Below are 23,392 nucleotides of genomic sequence, written 5' to 3'. Positions count from 1 at the left end.
TTACGGTAACGAGAATGAAAAATTAAGAACGTTCGGAGCCTTCCGGATTCAGTTTTCGAGAATTTCAACGATTTCCCATCCGTCACAGTTGATCAGGGTCACTGAATCACATGTGGAAATACTTCACAGCACGCGCCTTCTGGATTTTGCTCTTTGCAACATTTGTACAGGTGGCAGCCACACCGCTTCATGCTGAGTTGCAAGTCGAGGGAAAACCGAAGTGGGGCCTGGACGGGCGAGTCACGCCGCAGCACTTCAACCTCTTGACGGTCCGCGTTTTCAACAACTCTGAAGAACCCTGGCAGGGTGCCGTCTCGCTGACTCCGATTCTGGGCTTTCAGCCTGTCGATGTTCCGGTCCTGCAACCCGACCTCTACATCGAGCCTTATGGGAACCGCGATCTGCAGTTCGTGATTTACCTGCAATCTGCCTCTGACACCCGATTGGAATGGGGACCGCTCATCAGAGGACGGGTTCTGGCTGAGGACTCTTATAAGATCGACGAGCCGGATGATTCTCCCGGTTCTGTGGCTGTCGAATTGATCCGTCCTGAAGGTCGTTCGAAGTTTCAATCTGTGCCTGCGTTCGCGGAAGACCTCTTTCCGACCAATCCGATTGTCCTGAACAAGCTGACGCGTGTTTATCTCGACCACACACCGAGATGGCAGGAGCCGCAGATTCAGGCGTTTCGAGACTGGCTATTCGCTGGGGGAACGGTCTCTTTGATCGCGGACAATGTCGGTGAATATCCCGAGTTCCCCGCTTCCCTGAGTGAACTCAACGAGCCGTCCGATCAATTTGGCGTGGGGTCCGGTGTCGTCGAACGGCACAGTTCGACTTATCAGCCGGCTCCAATCACGCGTCCTGAGGAGCAGCAGTTTGAGAACTATCTCAACCTCGACCCGAATCGGACCATCTTTTCGCGACTTCGCGCGATCACCACTCCTGAACACAACTGGCCATTGATCTACACCATGGCGACGGTTTATCTCCTGCTGTTATTCCCAGGATGCTGGCTGATTGGCCGCAAGCAGGGAGACTATCGAATGACGTATGGAGTCATTCTGGCAACGGTGACTCTCTTCAGCTTTGGCTTTCACTCCGTAGGAAAACGGGGCTACGGAGAAGAAACATCAATCCACTCGGTCGTCCTGGCGCAAGCAGGGCCACCAGGCCGATGGATCGTGAAACAATGGAGCAACCTTTTCGTCACCAGCGGTTCCCAGTATCTGATCGTGCATCCGAAGCTGAATGTCGCTTACTCGTCCGGTCAATCAGATGAACGAATCCCTGGTCAGGTGCTCAACCCACCGAACGGATTGATGATGACGGAAGTTCCGGCGTTCTCGAACCGAACGATCATCGACGGAGGAGTAGCCCAGACTGTCGGACTGCCGATTCAGGTCGACCAATTGCAGGTCGAAAATGAAGACCTGAAAGTGATCCGTTTGCTCCCGGCAAGCGGGCAACAATGGCCAGAGGATCTCGTCGGCTATGCGATCTATCGGAATGACCTCATCCAACTCTCAGTCTCGGAGGGGGTTCTTGCTCCAACTGGATCGACTGGCGACGTTTTACAGCTTCGCCCTCTGCAATCCTTTATCAACGAAGCTTCGGTCAACGCTTACAACGCCTATCAATACCGCAACCAAGAGGAAAATCCTCCGTCAAAATTACTCGACATGAACGAGTGGACGCTGATCGCTGAGGACCTCGGAGTCGAGAACCTCGATGAGTTGGTCAATGGGACGATCTTCGCCCCAGACAAAGTCCACGTTTATTTGAGAACTTCACTCTCAGACGACTTCTTTGCGGGGGAGCAGATTTCTCCGCAGCAAAACGGATTCGTGATTTACAGCCATCTGCTTCACATTCCTCCACGATCTCAGTAGAGCAAGGAACACTGCGAGTCCACTGCACGCCAACTCCAACAACGTCTTCCGACAGAAGAATTCGCGTTCGCCGAGGCGACTTCAGACTTATCAGACAAACTCGTGGAAAGATCCACCCCTCAACTGAGACCAAGAAAAGAGAGTCAAATGGATCCTGTTATTGAAATCGAAAACGTCAGCCATCTTTTCAAACAACATCGAGCCCTCGATGGCATCTCTTTTCAGGTTTCTCCTGAGTCTCTTCATGGTTTCGTGGGCCCGAACGGCGCAGGAAAAACGACCACTCTCAAGCTGATTTGCACTCTGCTCAAGCCGCAAGTCGGAAAGATTCGCGTCTTCGGACACGACGTCAGGAATAACGTCAAAGCCATTCGCCGGCGAATCGGTTACATGCCCGATCACTTCAGCATGTATCGCCAGATGACCGTTTTTGAGTACCTCGATTTCTTCGCTGCTGCTTATGGATTCACGCTGAAAGAACGAAACCGAATCGTCGCAGATGTCCTCGCTTTGACAGACATGGATGTCCGCAAGGATGACTTTATTCAAGGACTTTCGCGCGGGATGCAACAGCGAGTCAGCCTGGCCCGTGTGCTCGTCAACGACCCCGACCTTCTCTTGCTCGACGAGCCCGCTTCCGGACTCGACCCACGAGCGAGAATTGAGTTGATGGAAATCCTCCGCGAATTGCGACGCATGGGGAAGACGATTTTCATCTCAAGCCACATTCTGAGCGAATTGGCTGAGCTATGTGACAGCGTCACGATCATCGATCGCGGCAAAACCAAATACAGTGGCCCGATGGAAGCACTGCTGGATCAGCAAACCGAGACTCCCACTTACCGCATCCGTGTCGATCTCTCAGCGGAGGAAACAGAAACACAACTCTCCGCCCTGCCGGGAGTTCTCTCAGTCGAAGGGATTGAAGGCCGCAGCGATGTCCGTGTCAAAATTGATCCGACAATCACCGATGGAAATCAGTTGCTAAGTGCGATTATTGCGAACGGAATGATCGTCATGCAGTTCGGTCGAGACCAGAGACACTTGAACGAAGCCTTCATGGATTTGACCGAACGAGGCGTCCGCAGCTAAATCGTGTTCATGATTTCTCCGCCAGCTAGAGCATCTTCTAGTTTTGTTGCACTCACTCGCACGAGCAAACGCGGCCTTTCCCCTGAGGAAACAGTTCAAGCGAGTGCACAGGAAAGAGCAACTTGCTCTAGCGATGAAGAGACTTTCCGACGAACGGTCACCTTTCACTTCCCGAGTCAGCGAAGAACTCTATGAACCGCATTCTCGCCCTGGTGAAACGTGCATTGCAAACTGATGCACGTCAGCTGCGCGGCCACGTGATTCGTTTTCTCTTGGGAGCCTTCATCCTGTGGATGCTCTTCGTCTTCCAGGCCACGGCGGGCCTTTCAACAGCTCCTGGACTGGACCTCTTTCGGTCGGTGATGATCTGTAATTATCTGGCGATCACGGTCGCCGGAACCGCTTTCTTCGCATCTGCCATCACCGAAGAGAAGGAAGAACGCACCCTAAGCCTGCTGCGGATGGCAGGAGTCGGCAGCACTTCGCTCATTCTGGGGAAATGGATTCCACGGCTGATCTGTGCTGCCCTGCTGCTGAGTGTTCAGATACCCTTTAACTTCTTGTCAGTCACGCTGGGCGGAGTGCTGTGGCAACAGGTGGTTGCCTGCTATCTGACCTTGTTCGCCCATTTGTATCTCGTCGGGAATCTTGGATTGCTGACTTCGGTGCTGATGTCATCCACCGCGAGTGCCTGCGGGCTGGCATTTGGAATTCTGGTGGCTCTATTCATCCTGCCGCTCATTCTCAGCTCGCTCGCTTTTGCAATTCCGAACCTTCCTCTGTCTGGAGTGGCGACATTCGTCTCCGATGCTATTCGGTCAGGGTCAGCCCAAACTCAGATTTCCGAAATTCTGGCGACCGGTGCTAATCCTGTCATGTGGAACTTTCAAGTCATCAGCAATTTGGTCGTCGGGACGGTTCTCCTCATCACGTCTTGGCTGTTTTTCGATGTTTTGACCCAGAACGAAAAGGAACCCGGTTCGATCGGGTTGTTCGATCGACTTCGACGTCGACAGGGCATGACTCGACGCCGTCGTATCGGAAGCTTCCCCATCATCTGGAAAGACTTCCAATTCATCGGTGGGGGAACCACTTTCATCATCTTGAAGTTTGGAATTTATATGGGTCTGGCCGTCGCTGCCACTTTTCTCTTTATGAGACGGAGCAGTGATTTCGCCGAGATGCTGGGTGGAATGCTGTTTGGCTATTCGATCTTCTTTTTGTTCGTCGAACTGGCCATCGTCTCAGCACGTGTATTCCGCTACGAGCTTCAAGAGAAGACCTGGTCGACGCTCGTCATGCTTCCCCGATCGATCCGAGAAATCGCTTATGAGAAAGTGCTGGGAGGACTGACCACAACCCTTCCGCTGTTGGCTTGCATGCTGCTGGGAATCATTTTGCTTGGCGAAGAATTTTGGGAGGGCCTCGGCAGCCTTCTTCAAGAATTTGAAGCCCTCCTGATCATCAGCTACTTTCTCCTTCAGTACCTGCTGGGACTCCACTTATCGATCTATTGCTCGATCGTCGCCAAATGGGGGGTGTGGCCTGTCGCAATTTCGATGGCTGCCTTCATCATGATCGCATCGAATATGGTCGTCATCAGCTTCTTTGCCTTGGGCGGAGTATCTAATGGATGGGAGGCACTTGTCATGGTTGGATGTATGATCACCGGTGGAATCACTCTGATCATGCACCATATGATTGGCGATCGACTTCAAGCCAAAGCTGCTGAGTCCTGAGAATCTTGATGTGATCTGAACAGTTCACTGGCACCATTTGCTCTTGTTGTGTCCATGCGACACAATAGCCGTGGACGCGATGCTCTCATTTCCAACTTCGATACACTGGTCCCCTACACGTGGCTGTTGAATCTCCTTACACAGATAACGACCTGAACGCACTCGGACTGAGCCGCGAGAAAATTCCCCGTCATATCGCCATGATTATGGACGGAAATGGTCGTTGGGCACAGCAACGCGGACTTCCTCGAATTGAAGGTCACCGTAGGGGTGTGCAAAGTGTGCGGACCGTCGTCGAGGAGTGCGCTCGCCTGAATGTTGAGCAGTTGACTCTCTATTGCTTCAGCAGCGAGAACTGGAAGAGACCACGGCTGGAACTCGAACTTCTCATGAGTCTTCTCCAACGTTACGTCGTTGCTGAGCGAGAGGAGATCATGCGGCAGGACATCCGGTTCTCAACGATCGGAAGAACGGATCGCATCAGTTCCCGAATTCTTTCGGAAGTCAATCAGACGATCGAAATGAGCGCACACAATCCGGGAATGAGGCTGTGCCTGGCCCTCGATTATGGGGCTCGAGATGAACTGGTGATGGCTGTCCGAAGTATTTGCGAACGTGCTCTCAAAGGGGAACTTCTCCCGGAGGAGATCACCGAAGAAACGGTCGCCAAACACCTTTACACCGCGGATATGGGAGATCCCGACCTGTTGATTCGAACAGCCGGCGAAATGCGTGTCAGCAACTTTCTCCTCTGGCAAATCAGTTACGCCGAATTGTGGGTTACCGAAACTCTCTGGCCGGACTTCCGCTCAGAAGAACTCTTCTCAGCATTAAAAGGTTTTGCATCGCGCGACCGTCGGTTTGGGGGACTCAATAAACCCTCTTCCCCCGCTGGGACATAACATCGCTCAAATCCGCACCGCACTTCGGCGAGCAACACGAGTCTGAAGAACATCCGTTAAGCACGATGGAACAAAAAAGAAGCGACCTCCCAGATGAGAGGTCGCTTCTCAGCGTTTTATAGATCTCGAATACTAGCTGAACTCACCCAACGGTGAATTCCAAGCTCCTAGTATCGATAGTGATCTGGCTTGAATGGACCTTCGACAGGAACGCCGAGGTAGTCTGCCTGATCTTCGGTGAGTTTGGTCAACTTGACACCGATTTGCTCGAGGTGCAAACGAGCGACCTCTTCGTCGAGTTCTTTTGGCAGCACGTACAATTTCTTTTCGTACTGATCTGCTTTGGTCCAAAGTTCGATCTGTCCCAGCACCTGGTTCGTGAAGCTGTTGGACATCACGAATGATGGGTGACCGGTGGCACAACCGAGGTTCACAAGTCGTCCTTCAGCCAGAACGAGCAATGCTTTGCCATCTGGGTAAACGTACTTGTGGACAGGTCCGCCGACATCCGAATCTTCTTTGATCGTGATCTTTTCGATCTTTGAACTGTTGTTCAAGTAGGCGATCTGAATTTCGGAATCGAAGTGGCCGATGTTGCAAACGATGGCGTTGTGCTTCATCGCATCAAGGTGCTCACTGCGGATGACATCTTTACATCCGGTCGTGGTCACGAAGATATCGCCGAACTTGGCTGCCTCTTCCATTGTGGTGACTTGATACCCTTCCATGGCTGCCTGAAGAGCACAGATCGGATCGATTTCTGTGACAATGACGCGAGCACCCAGCCCGTCCATTGCATCGGCACAACCTTTTCCGACGTCACCGTAACCACAGACGACGACAGCCTTTCCGGCCACCATCACGTCAGTCGCTCGTTTGATTCCGTCGGCAAGAGATTCGCGACATCCGTAGAGGTTGTCGAATTTGCTTTTGGTCACGGAGTCATTCACGTTGATCGCAGGTACGCCGAGGCGACCTTCTTTGATCAGCTTGCGAAGTTCCTTGATACCAGTTGTTGTTTCTTCGGTCAGGCCGTTGATGCCTTCAAGAAGTTCTGGATATTTGTTGTGAACCAGAGCGGTGAGATCTCCACCGTCGTCCAGAATCATGTTCAGTGGCTGACCATCTGGCCAGTACAGTGTTTGCTCAATGCACCACCAGAATTCTTCTTCGGTTTCGCCTTTCCAGGCGAACGTTGGAATTCCCGCAGCGGCCATGGCAGCAGCAGCGTGATCTTGCGTTGAGAAGATGTTGCAGCTGGACCAGCGAACTTCTGCTCCCAACTCAACCAGTGTTTCCATGAGAACAGCTGTCTGGATGGTCATGTGGAGACATCCAGCGATGCGAGCTCCCTTGAGCGGCTTGCTGTCGCCATACTTCTCGCGGAGAGCCATCAAGCCCGGCATTTCAACTTCGGCGATTTCGATTTCTTTTCGCCCAAGGGCCGCAAGGTCCATACTTTTGACTTTGTACGGAAGGGTCTGGGTCGTCGACATTCAGTAATCTCCTCAAGATTTCCGTCATGATGAGCGCGCACGGCGCCCCTGTTTTCGAAAAAGGAATAGAAAGACACTACTCCAGTTGAGTGCCTCAGTATAGGCAAAACCGCAATTCGGACCGAAATTATCACTGATGGCATCAAAAACTTGGGGAATCTTCTGAAAATACCTTGCGAACGCATTTGGGCTGATTGAAGTGTCTCGCGGATCGGCCACTTGAGACCCAAGTTCGTTGACGATGCTTCCAATGTGGACAACTCGCGCGGCCGGTGAAAGCGATGAGTGACCGGCACAGAAGCACTGCTGTGGAAATGAGAAAACCCCCGACCACGAAGTGTGGATCGGGGGTTTTGGCGTCTCGCGTCATTCAGCACAATTGCTGGACGCACCACAGGATGAGCAATCTATCGATCTGAACGACCGACGATGAGACTACAGGTTCGTTGCATGGCTGCTCGGAGCAGCGACAAAGGTTTCCATCGTCTCCACACTCGTGAAGAGATAAAGACGTCCTTTGTACCAGACTGCATGGTTGAGGCTGCCTTCTTCTTCTTCTCCGGTCAGAGCGTAGTGAATCACATCCGATCCCCGCAAAGCTGGAGCGTACTTGGCTGGGCTCGCCAGGAAGCTTTCCAGTGCATGTGGAGATGAGAACGAGTACTCACGGTTATTGAAGATGGCAGAATACCGGTCGTCCGTATCGAGCAGTTCTCGAGTATCGCGAAGTGCGACGGGACAGAACCCTTTCAGCCCGGCGAGATGTTCACGTTCCTTGATCAGGTCCGCTTTCTCTTTCTTCGGATCTTGTGTCTCCGGTCCGGGAGTCGGCTGCAGCTTGGGAGTGATCGTCGGTTTGACGGAAGGGGTCAAAGTCGGAGCTGGGACTTCCGATTGGGCGACCACTTCTGCCTCGCGGTCCATCTGCTCTGGCTTCGCATCGGCTGTAAAGAGAGGTGGCAATTCGAGCTGTGGTGGAACTTCCGCCTCGGGTTCTGCACTATCATCCAACCGGACAAATCCCGGCTCTTCCTTCAACTTCGTGGAGTCATCTTCATCAGCTGGTGCGGGAAGCGGAAGGTCGACAAACAGCCCTTCTTCCAAAGACAAACCTGTGTACGGTTCTTCCATTGCCTCTTCAGCTTCTTCTGATTCCGCGACCTGCGGATCTGTTTCGGCCCAATCGAATTCGTTCGATTCAGCGGCGTCTGATGAAGGCTCTTGTGACGATTGAGGAGCAGGTGCAGGAACTTCATCTTCAAAGAAGAAGCCCGAGGAATTGCCAGCGACTTCTGCTGTGTCCAGATTCATCTCTGGCTCAGGGAAAGCATCCTGTTCCGGTTCGGGAACGAGAACTTCTTGCTCCTGTTCGACTGCTGTCACTTCCGCGTCTCCGGGGAAGAAGAGATCGGCATTCAGTTCAGGCATTGGAACGTCTGCGACAGCTTCATTTTGGGACGGCGATGCAGCTTCGGAAAGTTCTTCCGCTGGGAATGCTGCGGGCGAATCCTGCTCTGGAGCAGGCAGGTCAATTTCCGGTGCCGCAGGCTGAACCTGAACGGTCATCTCAGCTTCAACTTTTTGTTCATCAGCGAGCAAAGCTTCCAAGTCCAGGACCGGGAGTGAAGAATCGTCACGCACAATCGGCTGTTCAAACTCAGAAGCTTTCGGAGCTTGCTCGATCACCTCTTCGAAGGCGCGGCTTCGAGAATCAACCGGCGTCTGGGCCACTTTCTCTTCAGTAGTCTTCTTCTCATTCGTCTGTGAAGAGCGAGCTGTGATCGTCAGCTCATCGGAGAACTCCTCACCTGGCAACGGAGGAATAAATCCTGATGGACGCGAAACACTCGCTGTGGTCGACGGCGATGGCTTGACTGGAGTCATTGGCGCCGATTGTCGCGGAAAACTTAACGGTTGTCCTGTCGTGCCAGGATTGGATTCAGCAAGCGGGGCCATGCTCGGCGGAGCACTCGTCGCAGGCTGAGCCAATGGGCGCGGTGGAGTCGAACGATATTGAGCTGGCGAGTCCGAAGCTTTCGGATATCGCATGCCCGGGTCCTTTGGCGGACCTGAAGAGACTGGACCGCTCCCTTTGAAGCGACTCACAAGTCGATCGAAGAAGCTGCGTTTCTTCGGAGTTTCGCGAGTTCCAGCAGTTTGCGCGATTGGCTGCGCGTTGTTGGTCACCAACGGTCGAGGCGCCTGAACGGGAATCGGCTGAACGCGATTCTCTCCCGATGTCTGTTGAACTTGCTGCGGCGAACCATACAAAGATTGCAAACGCTGGTTCACAGCTGTGGAGTTCGAAGCGGAAGATTCAGCGCTGGACTGGTAAGCGCTGGGTCGTCCCGGAGTTGCTGAATCGACTGCAAAGGTCCTCAACGTTGGGGCCAGCAGTGCCGCTCCTGTCGCAGAAGCTAGAAGAAGTGCTCGGGTCTCGAGAGCAAGTTTGCGATAGCGACTCATAACGTCCTCGAATTCAGACTCGTGCTGTCGATGCAAGAATGACGGCGATCTGAAGATTGCCGTTCGCTGGCTCGTTCCCGATAATCGCTACGAGAACGAGCAAGGTCATTTGACGACCGACATGTAGAATGATCACATTCGCTACAACCGGTCGTTGAAAAAACTATCGACTTCTCGTTGAGAGGGATTTCATCGACGTTACGACAATTCCAAGCGTTTCGACGCGAACAATGACGTGAAGTCCTACACGCCTCACGACACATAAACTTTCCCAAAACCCCGCAGAGTGACATGGCCGAACGAATTCTCACCAAGGGCGATCCCAATATGCCCACGATTATCATTCAGCAGCGAGGACGAAGATGGCTGGTGATCATTCTTCTTCTCGCACTCGGTTTTTCCGTGTTGATGAATCTGGGTTTCATGGCATCTTTTGCCGAATTCGCTGTCGATGCGGATCAGCCCACGGAGAAATTTCACTCAGGGACTCGCTTGGCTGACAGCAAAATCGCTCGGATTCAGGTTGGCTTCACGATCATGCCTCCCTACACCGAACGCATTAAAAAGACGATCGACCACGTGCGTGAAGACGACAGCGTCAAAGGCGTACTGCTCGTCATCGACAGCCCCGGTGGACTCGTCTCCGACAGCCACGAGATTTACCACAAGCTCAAGCTGCTCGCAGAGAAGAAGCCGATCTACGTTCAAATGAAAGGCATCGCAGCTTCCGGAGGCTATTACATCGCGATGGGCGGCGGCCCGGAAGCTCCGATCTATGCCGAACCGACAACCTGGACTGGTTCGATTGGGGTCATCATTCCTCGATACAACGCGACGGAGCTTGCGGAGAAGGTCGGCGTGAAATCGGAATCGCTGGTGACCGGCCCGTTCAAAGACTCACTCAACCCATTCAAAGATTTGGATGATCAGGAACGCGCGGTCTGGGATGCCATCATCGAAGATTCATTCAATCGCTTCCTGACGGTCATCGACGAGAACCGCAGCAATCTCGATATGGAAGCGATCCGCGAACTCGCCACCGGACAGGTTTACACAGCGGATCAGGCTGTCGAAAACGGTCTCGTGGACGAGATCTCGTTCGAGAGCGACACAATCGATCTGCTCGCCGAGAAACTTGGATTGAGCTCTTATCAAGTGGTCAACTACAGCCACCCCATGTCTCTCTCAGAAACGCTGCTCGGAGCGACAACCTCTCTGCCGAAAGTTGAATTCGATCCGGTTTCGTCACTCATCGATCTGGCAACGCCTCGAGCTTTCTATCTCTTCGGGCTTCCTCACGAAATGAATGTTTCAAGACCTCAACTGAAGCCTTAGGCAATCCAGGCTGTCTCATTCGATTCGAGGAAAAGATTAGTCTTTCAGGGAAGTTATGTTTGGTGTTTTGAACCTCAACAAGCCGAGCGACTGGACGTCGCGGGATGTTGTGAACCGAGTCAGCCGCTTGGCAGGGCGACGTGTAAAGTGCGGTCATGCTGGCACTTTAGATCCTTTGGCAACTGGCGTTCTAGTCGTTTGCCTGGGACCAGCTACAAGGTTGATGCCGCTCATTCACCAACATCACAAGACGTATCGAGGACGGTTCCTCTTGGGTGTTCGGAGTAACACCGACGACATTGAAGGAGAACTCGAATACCTCGACGGAAAGCCGGTTCCGAACAGGAAAGAAATCGAAGCCATTCTTCCCGAATTCACTGGAACGATCGAACAAATTCCGCCGGTGTACTCCGCCATCAAAGTGAATGGAGAGCGAGCTTACAAAGCCGCCCGGCGCGGTGAGGATGTCGAAATCCCGGCCCGAACAGTCACGATTGAAAAACTTGAATTGACCGACTTGGACGAGAAGTCCTTTGAACTGACGCTCGAATGCGGAACGGGGACATACGTTCGATCACTCGGTCGTGACATCGCTCAACGGTTGGGAACCGAAGCAGCAATGAGCAGCCTCGAACGAACCAGCGTGGGTCCCTTTCACGTCGATCAGGCCATCGACGTGGAACACCTGAATCGTGAAGTTTTCGAGTCGGCCGTTATTCCTCCTCTGACTGCACTCCCCCACTTGCCGCGACTCGTCGTCGACCAGCAAACACTTCAAAGATTAGTCTTCGGTCAAAAGATCCGTGTCACGGATTTGGAGATCGAAGAATCCCTTCTTCAGGGAATCTCTGAATCTGATCCGATTGCGGTGGTCGACGAAGAACAGCAGCTCGCTGGAATTGCTGAAATTCGTGAGGAGTTACTCCGCCCCAAGATGATGTTTTCCGCGAATTGATCTGACTCTGACAACTCTTCCTTTGACTGGATTGGCTATGGCCCCAGAAGACGACCGAGAGACTCTCGCTGCTGTTCAGTTAAATCTCATTTCCGGGTTGGGCCCGCGATTACAGTCGCTTCTGTTTCAACGATTCGGTTCAGCCGAATCCATTTTCGATGCTCCTGGATCAGAGCTGTTGAACGTGGCAGGCATTGGGCCGAAAGTCTCCGCCGAGATCACAAAACACTGCAATCTCGATCAGGCACGTGACGAAGTGGCGAAAGCCCAGAAGCACGGAATCCGCATCGTTCCGCGTTCCTCAGCGGAGTACCCACCATCACTAAAGGAAACGAGTGATCCTCCGCCGGTGCTTTCGATCCGTCAGAATTTGCTTCCCGAAGACCGGCTGGCTGTCGCGATCGTTGGCTCTCGAAGTTGCACCCATTACGGACGAACACAAGCACACCGCTTCGCCGGAGCTCTGGCGCGAGCTGGGATCGTGGTGGTGAGTGGATTGGCGCGGGGGATCGACGCTGCTGCGCATGCTGGTGCATTGGAAGCTGGCGGACGCACAATTGCCGTCTGTGCAACTGGCCTTCTGAAAACCTATCCTCCTGAGCATGTCGATCTTGCCAACCGAATTGTTGATCAGGGCGCACTTGTTTCTGAGTCTCCGCTCGAACGTGGTCCACAGCGGGGGTTGTTTCCGCAGCGGAATCGCATCATCGCGGGGATGTCGCTGGGCGTAATTATCATCGAAGCCAGCGAGAAAAGCGGGTCACTTCATACAGCCCGACATGCGATGGAACAGAACCGCGAGGTGTTCGCGGTTCCGGGACGAATCGATACGCCTGCGAGCCTGGGATGTCATAACTTGATCCGTGACGGAGCAACGCTGGTCCGTCACTTCGATGACGTTCTGGAATCGCTCGCTCCACTGAGCTCGCCCCTGAAAACCGACGACGACAAGACGATTCACACGCCTCGCGAATTAAATCTGAATGAACAGGAACGGGCGATCTTGAATCTTGTCGACACTGTCGCCACGCCCATTGATCAGGTTCTCTCGGAATCACAGATGCCGACCTCGCGTGTTTTGTCGACGATCACAGTCCTCGAAATGAAACGCCTCGTTCGCCGGTTGCCGGGAAGTTTTCTGGAGAGGACGACGGGTTGAACGACTTTGCTGCTTGACGAACAGAGAGTCCCGCGCGATGCTTCCCTCATTGACGCTACAGTTACTGAAACAAGGATTTCTGCGATCTCGTCTCGATCGTCAACTTGTTCTTCATTCGATCTTAATCCGATGCTTTGCTGTCGAAACTTCGCAAAGATTTTGATCGATTTCTGACATCAGCATCGTTTCTTTATTTAGCAGATTCCATCACTTTCAACCCTAAATTGAGCTGACTCATGAATGAGCAGACTGACATTCCCGAAGTTCCTAACACTGACAATGCGACAGCTCCTGCACGCTCCGGACTGGCTCGCTGGGCTGACCGTTTACTGATCGGCATGCTGGTCGTTTTTGGACTCATGCAGATTGCGATGTGGACGCTTTGGGAACCTGCTTTCGGAGACGCGATCAAGAATCTGATCACATTCGCGCAAGCGGTGCTGTCGACGATCTGCATCGTGGGTTGGTGGTTTCTCTTCGCACCTGTCTCGCGAACATCGATGTTGCTGATCGGAGTGCCAGTTGTGGCTCTCATTGCAGGTTGGATCGCCTCGATTCGTTCCATCGATTTTGACGGGGACATGAAACCTCGCTTCAATCATGTCTGGGACGAATCAGCTGAAGAGCGACTGACGAGTCACCTCACGAATGCCGAATCTGCCGATACTTCAGGACTTGTGATTCCTGAACTCAGTGAAACAGATATGGCCGAATACCGCGGAGTCAACCGGGATGGTGTGGTCATCGGTCCGGAGCTGAGAACCGACTGGACGGAAAATCCTCCTGAAGAACTCTGGAGACACCCCTGTGGTGGCGGCTATTCCTCGTTCTCAATCCTCGGTCAACAACTCATCACAATGGAACAGCGTGGACTGGATGAAGCTGTTGTCTGCTACGACACAGAAACCGGCCGCGAGTTCTGGGTCCATCAATATCCCGCAAACTTTGTCGAAGCCATGGGTGGACCGGGCCCGCGTTCCACTCCGACAATTCATGACGGCGCTGTCTACGCGTTCGGCGGATTCGGAGATCTGTACAAGCTCGATCTGAAGACCGGAGCCCCCATTTGGCATGTTCATACGCTTCAACAGTTTCAAGTCCCTAACACAGTCTGGGCGATGACGTCATCTCCACTCATTTTTGAAAACAACGTGATCGTCAACATTGGTGGAGTTTCCAATGCAGACGGTGTGATGCCTGAAGGAGGAGGCCTCGTCGCTTACGACATCGAGACAGGCAAACTCGCATGGTACGGGAAAGCACTCCCAACCCCGAATACTGAAATCGAGGAATTCGGAACCGGAGCAGCGCCGATCGAAGGTGTTGAGGGAATCTCAAAACCAGGTTATTCCTCGCCGATGCTTGCGGAACTGGCCGGTGAAACAGTGCTGCTGAACTTCGACGGAACCGCCTTCCGCGGCCACAATCCTCACAACGGCGAACAGTACTGGTCATTCCCATTTGTCGCGGGCGATCACATCAACGTCGCACAACCACTTGTCCTCGAAGACGATCACGTCATGATTTCGGCCGGATATGGAATGGGCTCGGTCATGCTGCACATCGAGAAGTCTGGAGATGCCTGGAAAGCAACTGAAGTCTGGGACAAGCCCTCCTTGCGAATGCGATGCAAATTCAGCAGTCCAATTTTTACCGATGGTTACATCTACGGGTTGGACGAGGGAATCATGGCCTGCATCGACCCGGAAAAGGGAGACCGACAATGGAAGGGAGGCCGAACTGGTTTACGAGGAAAGTACGGCCACGGACAAATTCTGCTCTCGAACGGTTTGCTCGTGATCCTGACGGAAAAAGGACAGCTCGTTTTAGTCGATCCCAATCCTGAAGAGCTGACTGTCCTTGGCGAACTGCAAGTTCTTTCCGAAAACATCAAGACCTGGAATCCGCTCGCGATGGCCCGGGGAAAAGTCTTCGTCCGTAATGCAACCGAAGTCGCCTGTTACGACATCAGCTTAGCGAACTCCACCCCACCGGAGACCGACCCATCTGAGATCGCAACAGCAACTGACGCGGATGCAACTGATGACGCATCGTCAGCCCCGGACGAAGTTACTGAGCAAGAATAGCTCGCTCTCACTTCGAAGAACGCGATCGCATCACACTTCTGATAGAGGGTGCACTTGCGCAGTGGATTATCTTCTCAATTGTGCGTGAAGAGACTGGAATCGGTCTTCCCATTGGTGAAAAACGACTACGAACCAGTGAGCGAATTTCTCCTGTGATGGGATCGCATCTCGATTCTTGGTACAAATGATGGTGAGGCGTGTTGCGATTTTGACAGCTTGATGGAAGACAAGCCGATGCAGAATGTTCTCACACTGGTTCTGGCAGGAGGAAAAGGATCCCGACTCGAACCGTTGACTCTGGATCGCTCCAAACCATCGGTCCCATTCGGTGGGATGTACCGTATCATCGACTTCGTCTTGTCGAACTGTATCAACAGCGGGCTTCGTCGCATCCTCGTACTGACGCAATACAAGGGGGCTAGTCTCGACCGGCACATCAATATGGGCTGGCATTTCCTGTGTCGAGAACTGAATGAGTTCATCGACGTCCTGCCGCCGCAACAGCGTGTCGGCGAGCACTGGTATCGCGGTACTGCCGACGCTGTTTATCAGAACATTTATACGATCGAGCAGGCCGCTCCCAATTACATTCTGATCCTTTCCGGAGACCATATCTACCGGATGGATTACTCCAGCTTTCTATACGATCTGATTGAAGCTGACGCCGATTGTTCGATCGCATGTCTTCCGGTCGGTCTTGAAGAGGGTCGTTCTTTTGGCGTCATGGGAATTGACGAGAATCGCTGGGTTCGCCGATTCGAGGAGAAACCAGATAATCCGTTTCCAATGCCTGGGCATCCTGAGAGCTGTTTGGCTTCGATGGGAATCTATGCGTTCAAAGCATCATTTCTCTTCGACGAACTTTGTCGCGATGCTGCCATTCCGAAGAGTTCTCATGACTTCGGAAAAGACCTGATTCCACACATGATTCAAAGCAGTCAGGTGCGGGCTTACCCAGTTCAGAATGAAGACGGAGACGGTCCGATCTACTGGAGAGATGTGGGGACGCTGGAGTCATACTATCAAGCCAGCATGGATCTCGTTTCGGTCGAACCACAGCTCAATCTCTATGATCCGATGTGGCCGATCCGCGGATATCACCCGCCTGTGCCGCCGCCCAAGTTTGTCTTTGCCGATCATGACGCATCGCCGAAACGAGTCGGTCACGCTATGGACAGTCTGGTCGGTCCCGGCAGCATTATCTCTGGAGGGGAAGTCACACACTCAGTGATTTCTCAGTCGGTGCGAATCAACAGCTACGCCACCGTCGTCAACTCCATCCTCTTCGAGGGAGTTCAAGTGGGACGGTCTGCTCGAATCTCGAATGCCATCATCGATAAGAATGTCAGCATCCCGAACGACATGACGATCGGAATTGATCCGGAACAGGACCGCAGGAATGGTCTGACAACGACCGAATGCGGAATCACTGTCGTACCGAAGGGGCATCAGTTTCGATAGCGACCAAACACTTTGACCATCAATTGACATCTATGGTCTCTTCGGTCCGCGCGATCCTCGGCCTTTTCCCCGTGATGGGCCTCCGGACCGTGGTCTCTTCTTCGCCGGAGCTTTATTCGTCCGCGAGTTTTCGCTCGTCCCAAACTCGCTCGATGCGCTCGCACGTCCGCGAGACTTTGCCTTTCCGCTCGCTCCCGATCGCCCCGGAGCAGCTTTCTTGCCGGGACGTTTCTTCGTTTGTCGCGGGCTTTGAGTCTGTGCTCGCGTGACGATTTCAATCAACTTCCCGAGTTCGTCTTTCCGCAGTTCACGAAACTGACCGAGGGGAACGCGACCGATACGAATCGGACCGAATCCGATCCGTTCCAGCTTCATTACCTTGTGCCCAGTGCGGGCCAGCAACCGCCGAACCTCGCGGTTCTGCCCTTCGGTCATCGTGATTTCGACCCAGGAGCTGCGACCCTGCTTCTTGATCGGTTTGATGTTGTGGACTTTGAACTTTCCTTCGGTGAAGAACAGCCCTTCCTTGAGTTGCTCAAAAACTTCTCGTTTGGGATGACCCGCCACCTGAGCCCGGTAGATTCGGTGAATGTGATAGCGCGGATGTGCCAGTTTTTGAGCGAGGTCTCCGTCATTCGTCACGATCAACAAACCGGTGGTGTTCTCGTCCAAACGCCCGACACTGAACAGCCGTGGACCATCGGGTGGAAAGAGTTCGAAGACCGTTGGACGTCCCTGCGGATCACTCGCTGTACACAAGAACCCCGGAGGCTTGTTGAGGAGATAGTACTTCTTGCGCTCGAGCTTCAGCTTTTCGCCGTCCAGTGTGACTGTCTGCATCGACGGACGGACGTTCGCTCCGAGCTTCGTGACCGTCTTGCCATCGACCTCCACTCGTCCAGCGGAGATCAGCTCTTCACATTCGCGACGAGATCCCAAGCCGCATTGGGCAAGGTATCGTTGAAGTCGCATTCCGGGCACAACTGGATTGTCATCTGCGGGTTGAGACATGGTGGATAGACCGAGGTCATCGGAAGAAGGTGATTGCGCGAGCTGGGAGATTGTTCGAGAAACACCTCTCGATACGATCTGGCAATTCAATCACAAAACGAACGCGAATCTCTGATTATAACGTCCGTTTGCTCTTTTCGTGAGGGACACAGCAGACAGATTGTCTCGATTCTCGCAGCAGAACGTGCTTAAACGTCTGCTCGACAACGGAAGCAGATTAGAAAATCGTCGAACGATCGACCTCACGGACATCGCTGTATTAGCCACCTGACAGCTCATCAAGTGCGATGAGAATTCGGAATGAGTTACCCAACGTATCGCGAATCGTGAACATGCTGCGGTGACAGCGGAAGATGATGCGAAGGAATCGCATCGGTCTCGTGTTCTTCGTGAGAGTCGAAATCGGTAGATGTGGGAACTTTGCGAAGGCGACGCTCTAAGAGGATTCCCAACGGCCCGACGAGCATACACGGCAGCAGGACCATATCTCCGATGAAAGCTGCCCCGATCAGAGTCGCCATCAGCCATCCGAATCGACTGATCAACAGCAATTCCGCTGGGAACAGTACCAACAAGCCGATGCCGACAGCTGCGCTTGTTTGCCACATCGCTGGTCCGCAATGCGACAGCGCGTTGATGACTGATTCCTGACGCGTTTTGCCGCGCTCAAGACCATCCTTGAACCATGTCAACAGGTGCAGCGTCCCATCCACAGCGATCCCCATTGCGACGGAAGCGGTCACCATCGTTCCAATATCGATGCGTTGCCCGAACCAGGAGACGAGGCCGAACACAGCGACCACTGGGAGAAGGTTGGGGATCATCGAGATCATGCCAGCCAGCGGATCTTTGAGAACCCAGACCATCACTGCCGCGATCATGCCGAAGGCCAGAAGTGAGCTCCAGATCAGGCTTTCGAGAACTGCGTTTTGAGTACGGAGGAACAACGGAACCGTTCCAGTCACGACGTGATCGATGTTCGGTTCGGATTGGATCACTTTCTCGACGCGGTCGCTCAGCTCCTGCGTCAATGCGGTGTAGTCCACATCAGTCAGAACGGCAGCTTGGGCGTTGATCCGCCAGAGCTCGTCGCCGTTCTCCTGCGGAATTCGATTCATCGTTATGAAATTGGAAGCTTGATCCATCTCGCCCGACTTCACTCGTCGTTCTGTTTCATTGGAACGGCGATTGAAGAAGATCTTTTCTCGCACACTCGCATCGTCGGCTGGTTTTTGTCGAACAGGCTGAAAACTCGCCAGCGACAAAGTTCCGCTGACTTCAGGATGTTCGTTCAGAGAAGATTCAACCTTGCGAACCAGTTCCAAACGTTCCAGAAAACCAAAGTCGTCCTGACCTTCAGCATTGAATCGAACAAGCACCTCGATCGGACTGATCCCAGCCAGTGTGTCTTCCAGCAACTGATAATCCTGGACGACTTGCGAGCTTTCCGGGAAGTACTTGATGACTTTGGTTTCGACATCAAAGTGTCGGAGACCAACCGTGCAGACTGCTGCGACGAGAAGCGTCACCGTTCCAATTGGAAGCCACTGACGACAAACCAGATTTCCGAACCAGATCCACCGGGCAGGATTCACTTCGCACGGCTCGACCCGCTTAAGTGGAACCATTTGCAACAGCGCAGGCAGCCCATAGAGCACCATACAGACTGAGATCATGCAACCGATGGAGGCGTACAAGCCAAAGTTCCGGACCGGAACAAGATCGCTGTTCATTAACGAAATGAGGCCTAGCGATGTCGTGAACGCTGCCATGAGGCAGGGTTGCGATGCCATACGGGTCGCTTCGGCGACGGCCGTCTTCGGGTTCTCCCAGACAGCGTGCTTCCAGTAATTGGCAACATGAATGGCCCCCGAAAGTGCGAGCACCATTAGAAGCGTGGGCATCACAATCAGGACCATGTTCATGGAACCACCAGTCAGCGGAACCATCGACATTCCCAACAGTGCGGCGTAGTAGGCAACGAAGATGACCAGAGCACCAAGTCGCAGACTCTTCAATGAAATCAACGCGAAAACAATTCCGACGAATCCGGAAAGGAGAATCACCGATTTTTTGAGTGGGTTCGTCGCTGCCGGATTCCAGGCGGCCTGAATCACTCCATTATTCAACTCGGTCCCGGCCACGACACGTCCGCTGACAATCAAATCCGTCTCAGGAACGAATGATTCAAGAGCAGCTTGTCGAATGGCTGAGATTGCCGAGTTCTTTTCGGCCTTACCTGCATCGGACAAAGCAACGACCACAGCGACTGGGGAACCGACCGCTCGATAACAGTCCTCGACCAGCGGAACTCCGGTGGAAGATGTGGCTGTCTTCACCCAGTCCGAAATGGCGCTACGCAACTCGTGTTGGCTGGCCATCCCGTCCCAGGTGACCTGGAAGTCATGGCTGCCAAGATCGGTGAGTTCCAGATCAGTTTGGGTGTGCATCGCGTATACATCGGAGAGGCGATGGAATTCCGCTTCTTCAGTTTCACTCGGTTCCCAGGTCGCGATCAGGTCGTGAATTTGAAGATCAACGTTGAAGATCGACTTCGCACCGCCGACGATAACGTCCTGAGTGCGACTCAGATCTTCTCGACCTGCTTCGGTCAGACGAACCTTCAGCCGTCCGAGTCCAACAAGCGTTCCCTGGAGGCGGTCGACTGCGGTCTTCTGGTCGATTCCGAATTCGACCATGCGTTCTACAAGGTCACCAGCGTGGACCACGGACTTCACGTATGGAAGTCCACCACGCATTTGGCCGTCAGCGTCTTGTTTGCCGGTCAGTTTCCCAACGAGAATCGGAAGTCGCGGATCGTTAACAACGCTTCCTTCCCACGTCAGAATGACGGTTTCATCCTCGGGGAAATGTTCACGACACCAGAGATAATCAGCGGCACTCGGATCTTTCTCCGGGAGCCAGCTTTCGACATCATTATCGAGACGGACGTGTCGAAGCGATGACACAGCCAATGGTGCGACGAATAAAATGAGCGCCAGAATCCACAGTGCCAGCCCGTGCCCCCATGGGTCACGCTTCTGAAAGAAACCTTTTGGTTCTTTTGCGGAGTCGATTCGGACGTGACGCACCACAGTCCTCCAAGATCACCCCGAGACGAATCACAAACGATGAGCGCATTCGACCGGGCGGTTGAGGGAATACACTTTCAGTTGATCGTCCGATAACCACTCCAAACTTGCTGAAGGTCGGTCGAGGAACGGCAAACTGCAAGACGGCTGTCGCGAATGATCCGGACCTGACGGTCCGAGAAGATGGGAGACCTTTTCCAATTGCGGGCTTGTGGCAAACAATCCGGGAGAGACTCAAACCGTAACTATCGCTACGATTACAGCCTTGAGGGAAAAGGATCAATTTGAAGAATTTCCCCGCCCGTCGATCAACAGATTCGATCGTGCTTCTGGAGAGCGGTCTCAGAATCCGCTGTGGTTAGAAATACGTCAGATTCGGGTTGAGAGCATTTTCTGATTCTGAGTGCACAGGATAGAGCAACTTGCTCTAAAAGTATTCGACGGCGTTCTTGAAGATCTGAAGCCCTGCTCCATCTCCTCGCAGATTCTTGCGCGTCCATTGCGGATGTTGCGTCGCGAACAAGAACCGTTCGGGATGCGGCATCAAGCCCAAGACTCTCCCCGATGGATCTCCCAGCCCGGCGATATTCGAAAACGAACCGTTCGGATTTTCCGGGTAAGGAAGCACGTTGTTCGCTGAACTCTCTGAGGAATCTGCTCCAGAGGCAGTGGTATAACGCAACGCGACCTGTCCGTTTTCTTCCCAAGTCTGGAGGACGGACTCGTCAGAAACTCTCAATCTTCCCTCAGCGTGTGCGATCGGTGACTCAAGTTGATCGATCCCTTTGAGAAATACATTTCGGCTTGAGCAGCTTTTTAGATTCACCCACAAGTCCGTATATCGACCGCTCTCGTTCCAGGTGAGAGTCGCTTCCGGTTCGGAATTCGAATCCTTCGATTGCTGATCGGCGCCGCCGGGAAGAATTCCTGACTTCATCAAGACCTGAAACCCGTTGCAGATTCCCAGCGTCAGAGTATCTGACTGAAGAAATTCCTGAATGGTATCTGCCAACCGTGTTTTGAGTTGCGTCCCAAAGACAACGCCGGCTCCGACATCGTCACCGTAGCTGAATCCTCCCGGAATACAGAGAATCTGGTACTGCTTGAGGACTTCCGGATTTTCGAGGACACGAAACAGGTGCACACGTTCGGCTTCCCCTCCCGCCAATTCGAAAGCGTGGGCTGTTTCGTGATCGCAATTCGTACCTGGGGCACGGAGCACACAAACTCGTGGACTGGCCATGAATCTCAAGTTCCTGTCGGTGGGTCTCTTTCGCAGAATTCGTTCTCGAACGCCAAGTTTAGAATTGCGAGGGTTCTCGTGCGAGAATGAGAGCAGTAATTCCCTGAATCTTCGGAGAGTGCAAGTTTCGAGAAGGTCATCTCCCCCGCGGACGACCGGTTCAGAAGCAACTCATCACAAGTCACTGTTGTGTCTGCAGAAGCAAGTGCGAGATGCTCTTAAGATCTCGTCTTGTTGGCTTCTGAATTCTCTGATAGTTTCCAATTAATGCTTTCGATCGAGTCCATGAGGAGACGGATCGATGGCGGAAATACTCGAACCCCAGCGACAATGCTTGGGGATTCATGATCCCGCAGAGACGGGAAACAAAGCGTGACGCTGCAGGGAGGCGAAATGGTGGGGGAAGTGCGACGCATTCTTCAAGCGAGCCACTTTCGACTGGACGAGAGTCTTCACGGCGATTTTTCCAGAGTTTCAGACCAACACAAATCGGCAATTGCTGATGCCCGATTTGCCGCCGCTGAGAAAGTCTTTCGCACCGCGATCGATCGCCATGTCGACCTGTTGATCCTGAGTGGCGAACTCGGGTCGATGAACGTCAATCCGAGAATCGGTTGGTTCCTGATTGAACAGATCTCTCAGCTCCGCGAGCACGACATTCAACTCGCGCTCCTCAATCCCGTTTCGCTCGATGAATGCTGGACGACAATCTTCGCGCAAACGGGAATCGACCTCGCCGCAACGATGAGTTGTCTGGCTGCCAACAATCCCACGCTTCGAGTTAAACTCATCGAATCCGGTCACGGAGCCGCTTCGATCAAGTATCGCCGACGAGGACATGACCAATCGCTGGTCGTTCCGACTCGCGAGATTCAAGCAAGTTCCGCAGCAGACAAAGGTCCCTTCGAAGCGAAGCTGATCGATCTCGATCACTTCAGTTCGGAGCATGTGCGTCCCACTTCCGTCGAATCGGTTCGATTTCAATCAATTCAACTTTCGGTTCCTGATTCGCTTTCGCAACTCGGAAGTGTGGACTGGATTGCTTCTGAAGTGATTCGGCAAACGACCGTTGATTCGATCGAGACGATTCCGACCGTCGTCGATATCGAACTCGCCTCACTGCCGAGCTCACTGACAACCGTCTCCAGAACTCGGCTGATGAATGACATTCAACAGCAACTGAAGACGCGTGTTCCTGCAATTGCTCTCTCCAGTCTTGTTGTGGACTGGCATTCGACGTGCCTTTCAGAAACAGCAGCTGACGCACTCGAATTCGCGAAGCGTGAACTCTCAAGAATTGAACTGGCAGACGTGAACGGCTCGTTTGAAACCGGCCCTCAAGCAGTCTGTGAAAACCAGTTCCAACGAATCAAGCAGCGAGTCGCACACTGTCTGCCTGCTGTGCTTGAGTCTTCCACTGTTCCGTCGCTCGACAATTTTTTGGTCTGAACGCTTTTCACTC

At 53.2% G+C, this 23,392-nt stretch carries 15 protein-coding genes; 10 read left to right on the top strand and 5 right to left on the bottom strand.

Features of this window, described 5'->3' with window-relative positions; translation table 11 throughout:
- Positions 1–110: 110 nt before the first annotated feature.
- The 4 genes from AB1L42_RS05200 (at position 111) to AB1L42_RS05185 (ending at position 5,625) form a co-directional block, all read left to right on the top strand.
- Positions 111–1,892 carry a hypothetical protein gene (locus AB1L42_RS05200; RefSeq protein WP_367052093.1) on the top strand — a complete coding sequence of 594 codons (1,782 nt, stop codon included), beginning with the start codon at positions 111–113 and terminating at the stop codon, positions 1,890–1,892.
- A 147-nt stretch (positions 1,893–2,039) separates the two neighbouring features.
- Positions 2,040–2,984: an ABC transporter ATP-binding protein gene (locus AB1L42_RS05195; protein ID WP_367052091.1), complete on the top strand. Its 945-nt coding sequence runs from the start codon at positions 2,040–2,042 to the stop codon at positions 2,982–2,984.
- 191 nt (positions 2,985–3,175) lie between these two features.
- Positions 3,176–4,723 (top strand): hypothetical protein, encoded by a 1,548-nt coding sequence (locus tag AB1L42_RS05190; protein ID WP_367052089.1) that lies wholly within the window; start codon positions 3,176–3,178, stop codon positions 4,721–4,723.
- A 119-nt stretch (positions 4,724–4,842) separates the two neighbouring features.
- A complete protein-coding gene (locus AB1L42_RS05185) occupies positions 4,843–5,625 on the top strand; it encodes an isoprenyl transferase (protein ID WP_367052087.1) in 783 nt (260 codons plus the stop codon).
- 167 nt (positions 5,626–5,792) lie between these two features.
- Here the strand turns inward: AB1L42_RS05185 and ahcY are convergent, their stop codons facing one another.
- On the bottom strand, positions 5,793–7,121 hold the full coding sequence (gene ahcY / locus AB1L42_RS05180) for an adenosylhomocysteinase (RefSeq protein WP_367052085.1): 1,329 nt from the start codon (positions 7,119–7,121) through the stop codon (positions 5,793–5,795).
- Between the two features lie 435 nt (positions 7,122–7,556).
- Positions 7,557–9,587 (bottom strand): hypothetical protein, encoded by a 2,031-nt coding sequence (locus AB1L42_RS05175; RefSeq protein WP_367052083.1) that lies wholly within the window; start codon positions 9,585–9,587, stop codon positions 7,557–7,559.
- A 291-nt stretch (positions 9,588–9,878) separates the two neighbouring features.
- Here AB1L42_RS05175 and sppA point away from each other — a divergent pair, with 291 nt between their 5' ends.
- The 5 genes from sppA (at position 9,879) to glgC (ending at position 16,584) form a co-directional block, all read left to right on the top strand.
- Positions 9,879–10,922, top strand: coding sequence for a signal peptide peptidase SppA (gene sppA, locus AB1L42_RS05170; RefSeq protein WP_367052081.1), 1,044 nt, complete (start codon positions 9,879–9,881; stop codon positions 10,920–10,922).
- A gap of 55 nt (positions 10,923–10,977) precedes the next feature.
- Positions 10,978–11,877 (top strand): tRNA pseudouridine(55) synthase TruB, encoded by a 900-nt coding sequence (gene truB / locus AB1L42_RS05165; protein ID WP_367052079.1) that lies wholly within the window; start codon positions 10,978–10,980, stop codon positions 11,875–11,877.
- A 37-nt stretch (positions 11,878–11,914) separates the two neighbouring features.
- Positions 11,915–13,036, top strand: a complete 1,122-nt coding sequence (dprA, locus tag AB1L42_RS05160; protein WP_367052077.1) for a DNA-processing protein DprA — start codon at positions 11,915–11,917, stop codon at positions 13,034–13,036.
- 236 nt (positions 13,037–13,272) lie between these two features.
- Entirely contained in the window at positions 13,273–15,123 is a 1,851-nt protein-coding gene (locus tag AB1L42_RS05155) for a PQQ-binding-like beta-propeller repeat protein (protein WP_367052075.1), read from the top strand.
- A gap of 234 nt (positions 15,124–15,357) precedes the next feature.
- The gene (gene glgC / locus AB1L42_RS05150; protein ID WP_367052073.1) at positions 15,358–16,584 is read left to right on the top strand and encodes a glucose-1-phosphate adenylyltransferase; all 1,227 of its coding nucleotides are present in this window, start codon (positions 15,358–15,360) and stop codon (positions 16,582–16,584) included.
- A 30-nt stretch (positions 16,585–16,614) separates the two neighbouring features.
- On the opposite strand, the gene AB1L42_RS05145 is transcribed toward glgC, so the two are convergent.
- The 3 genes from AB1L42_RS05145 to purQ all read right to left on the bottom strand — a co-directional run bounded on the left by AB1L42_RS05145 (position 16,615) and on the right by purQ (position 21,930).
- Entirely contained in the window at positions 16,615–17,595 is a 981-nt protein-coding gene (locus AB1L42_RS05145; RefSeq protein ID WP_367052071.1) for a pseudouridine synthase, read from the bottom strand.
- 305 nt (positions 17,596–17,900) lie between these two features.
- Positions 17,901–20,687, bottom strand: a complete 2,787-nt coding sequence (locus AB1L42_RS05140) for an MMPL family transporter (protein ID WP_367052069.1) — start codon at positions 20,685–20,687, stop codon at positions 17,901–17,903.
- A 427-nt stretch (positions 20,688–21,114) separates the two neighbouring features.
- Positions 21,115–21,930, bottom strand: coding sequence for a phosphoribosylformylglycinamidine synthase I (gene purQ / locus AB1L42_RS05135; RefSeq protein ID WP_367052067.1), 816 nt, complete (start codon positions 21,928–21,930; stop codon positions 21,115–21,117).
- 372 nt (positions 21,931–22,302) lie between these two features.
- Here purQ and AB1L42_RS05130 point away from each other — a divergent pair, with 372 nt between their 5' ends.
- Positions 22,303–23,379: a hypothetical protein gene (locus AB1L42_RS05130; RefSeq protein ID WP_367052065.1), complete on the top strand. Its 1,077-nt coding sequence runs from the start codon at positions 22,303–22,305 to the stop codon at positions 23,377–23,379.
- The last annotated feature ends 13 nt before the right edge of the window (positions 23,380–23,392 follow it).

Source organism: Thalassoglobus sp. JC818, assembly GCF_040717535.1.
In the GTDB taxonomy this organism is placed as follows: Bacteria; Planctomycetota; Planctomycetia; order Planctomycetales; family Planctomycetaceae; genus Thalassoglobus.
This window is presented reverse-complemented; position numbering and strand designations above follow the sequence as displayed.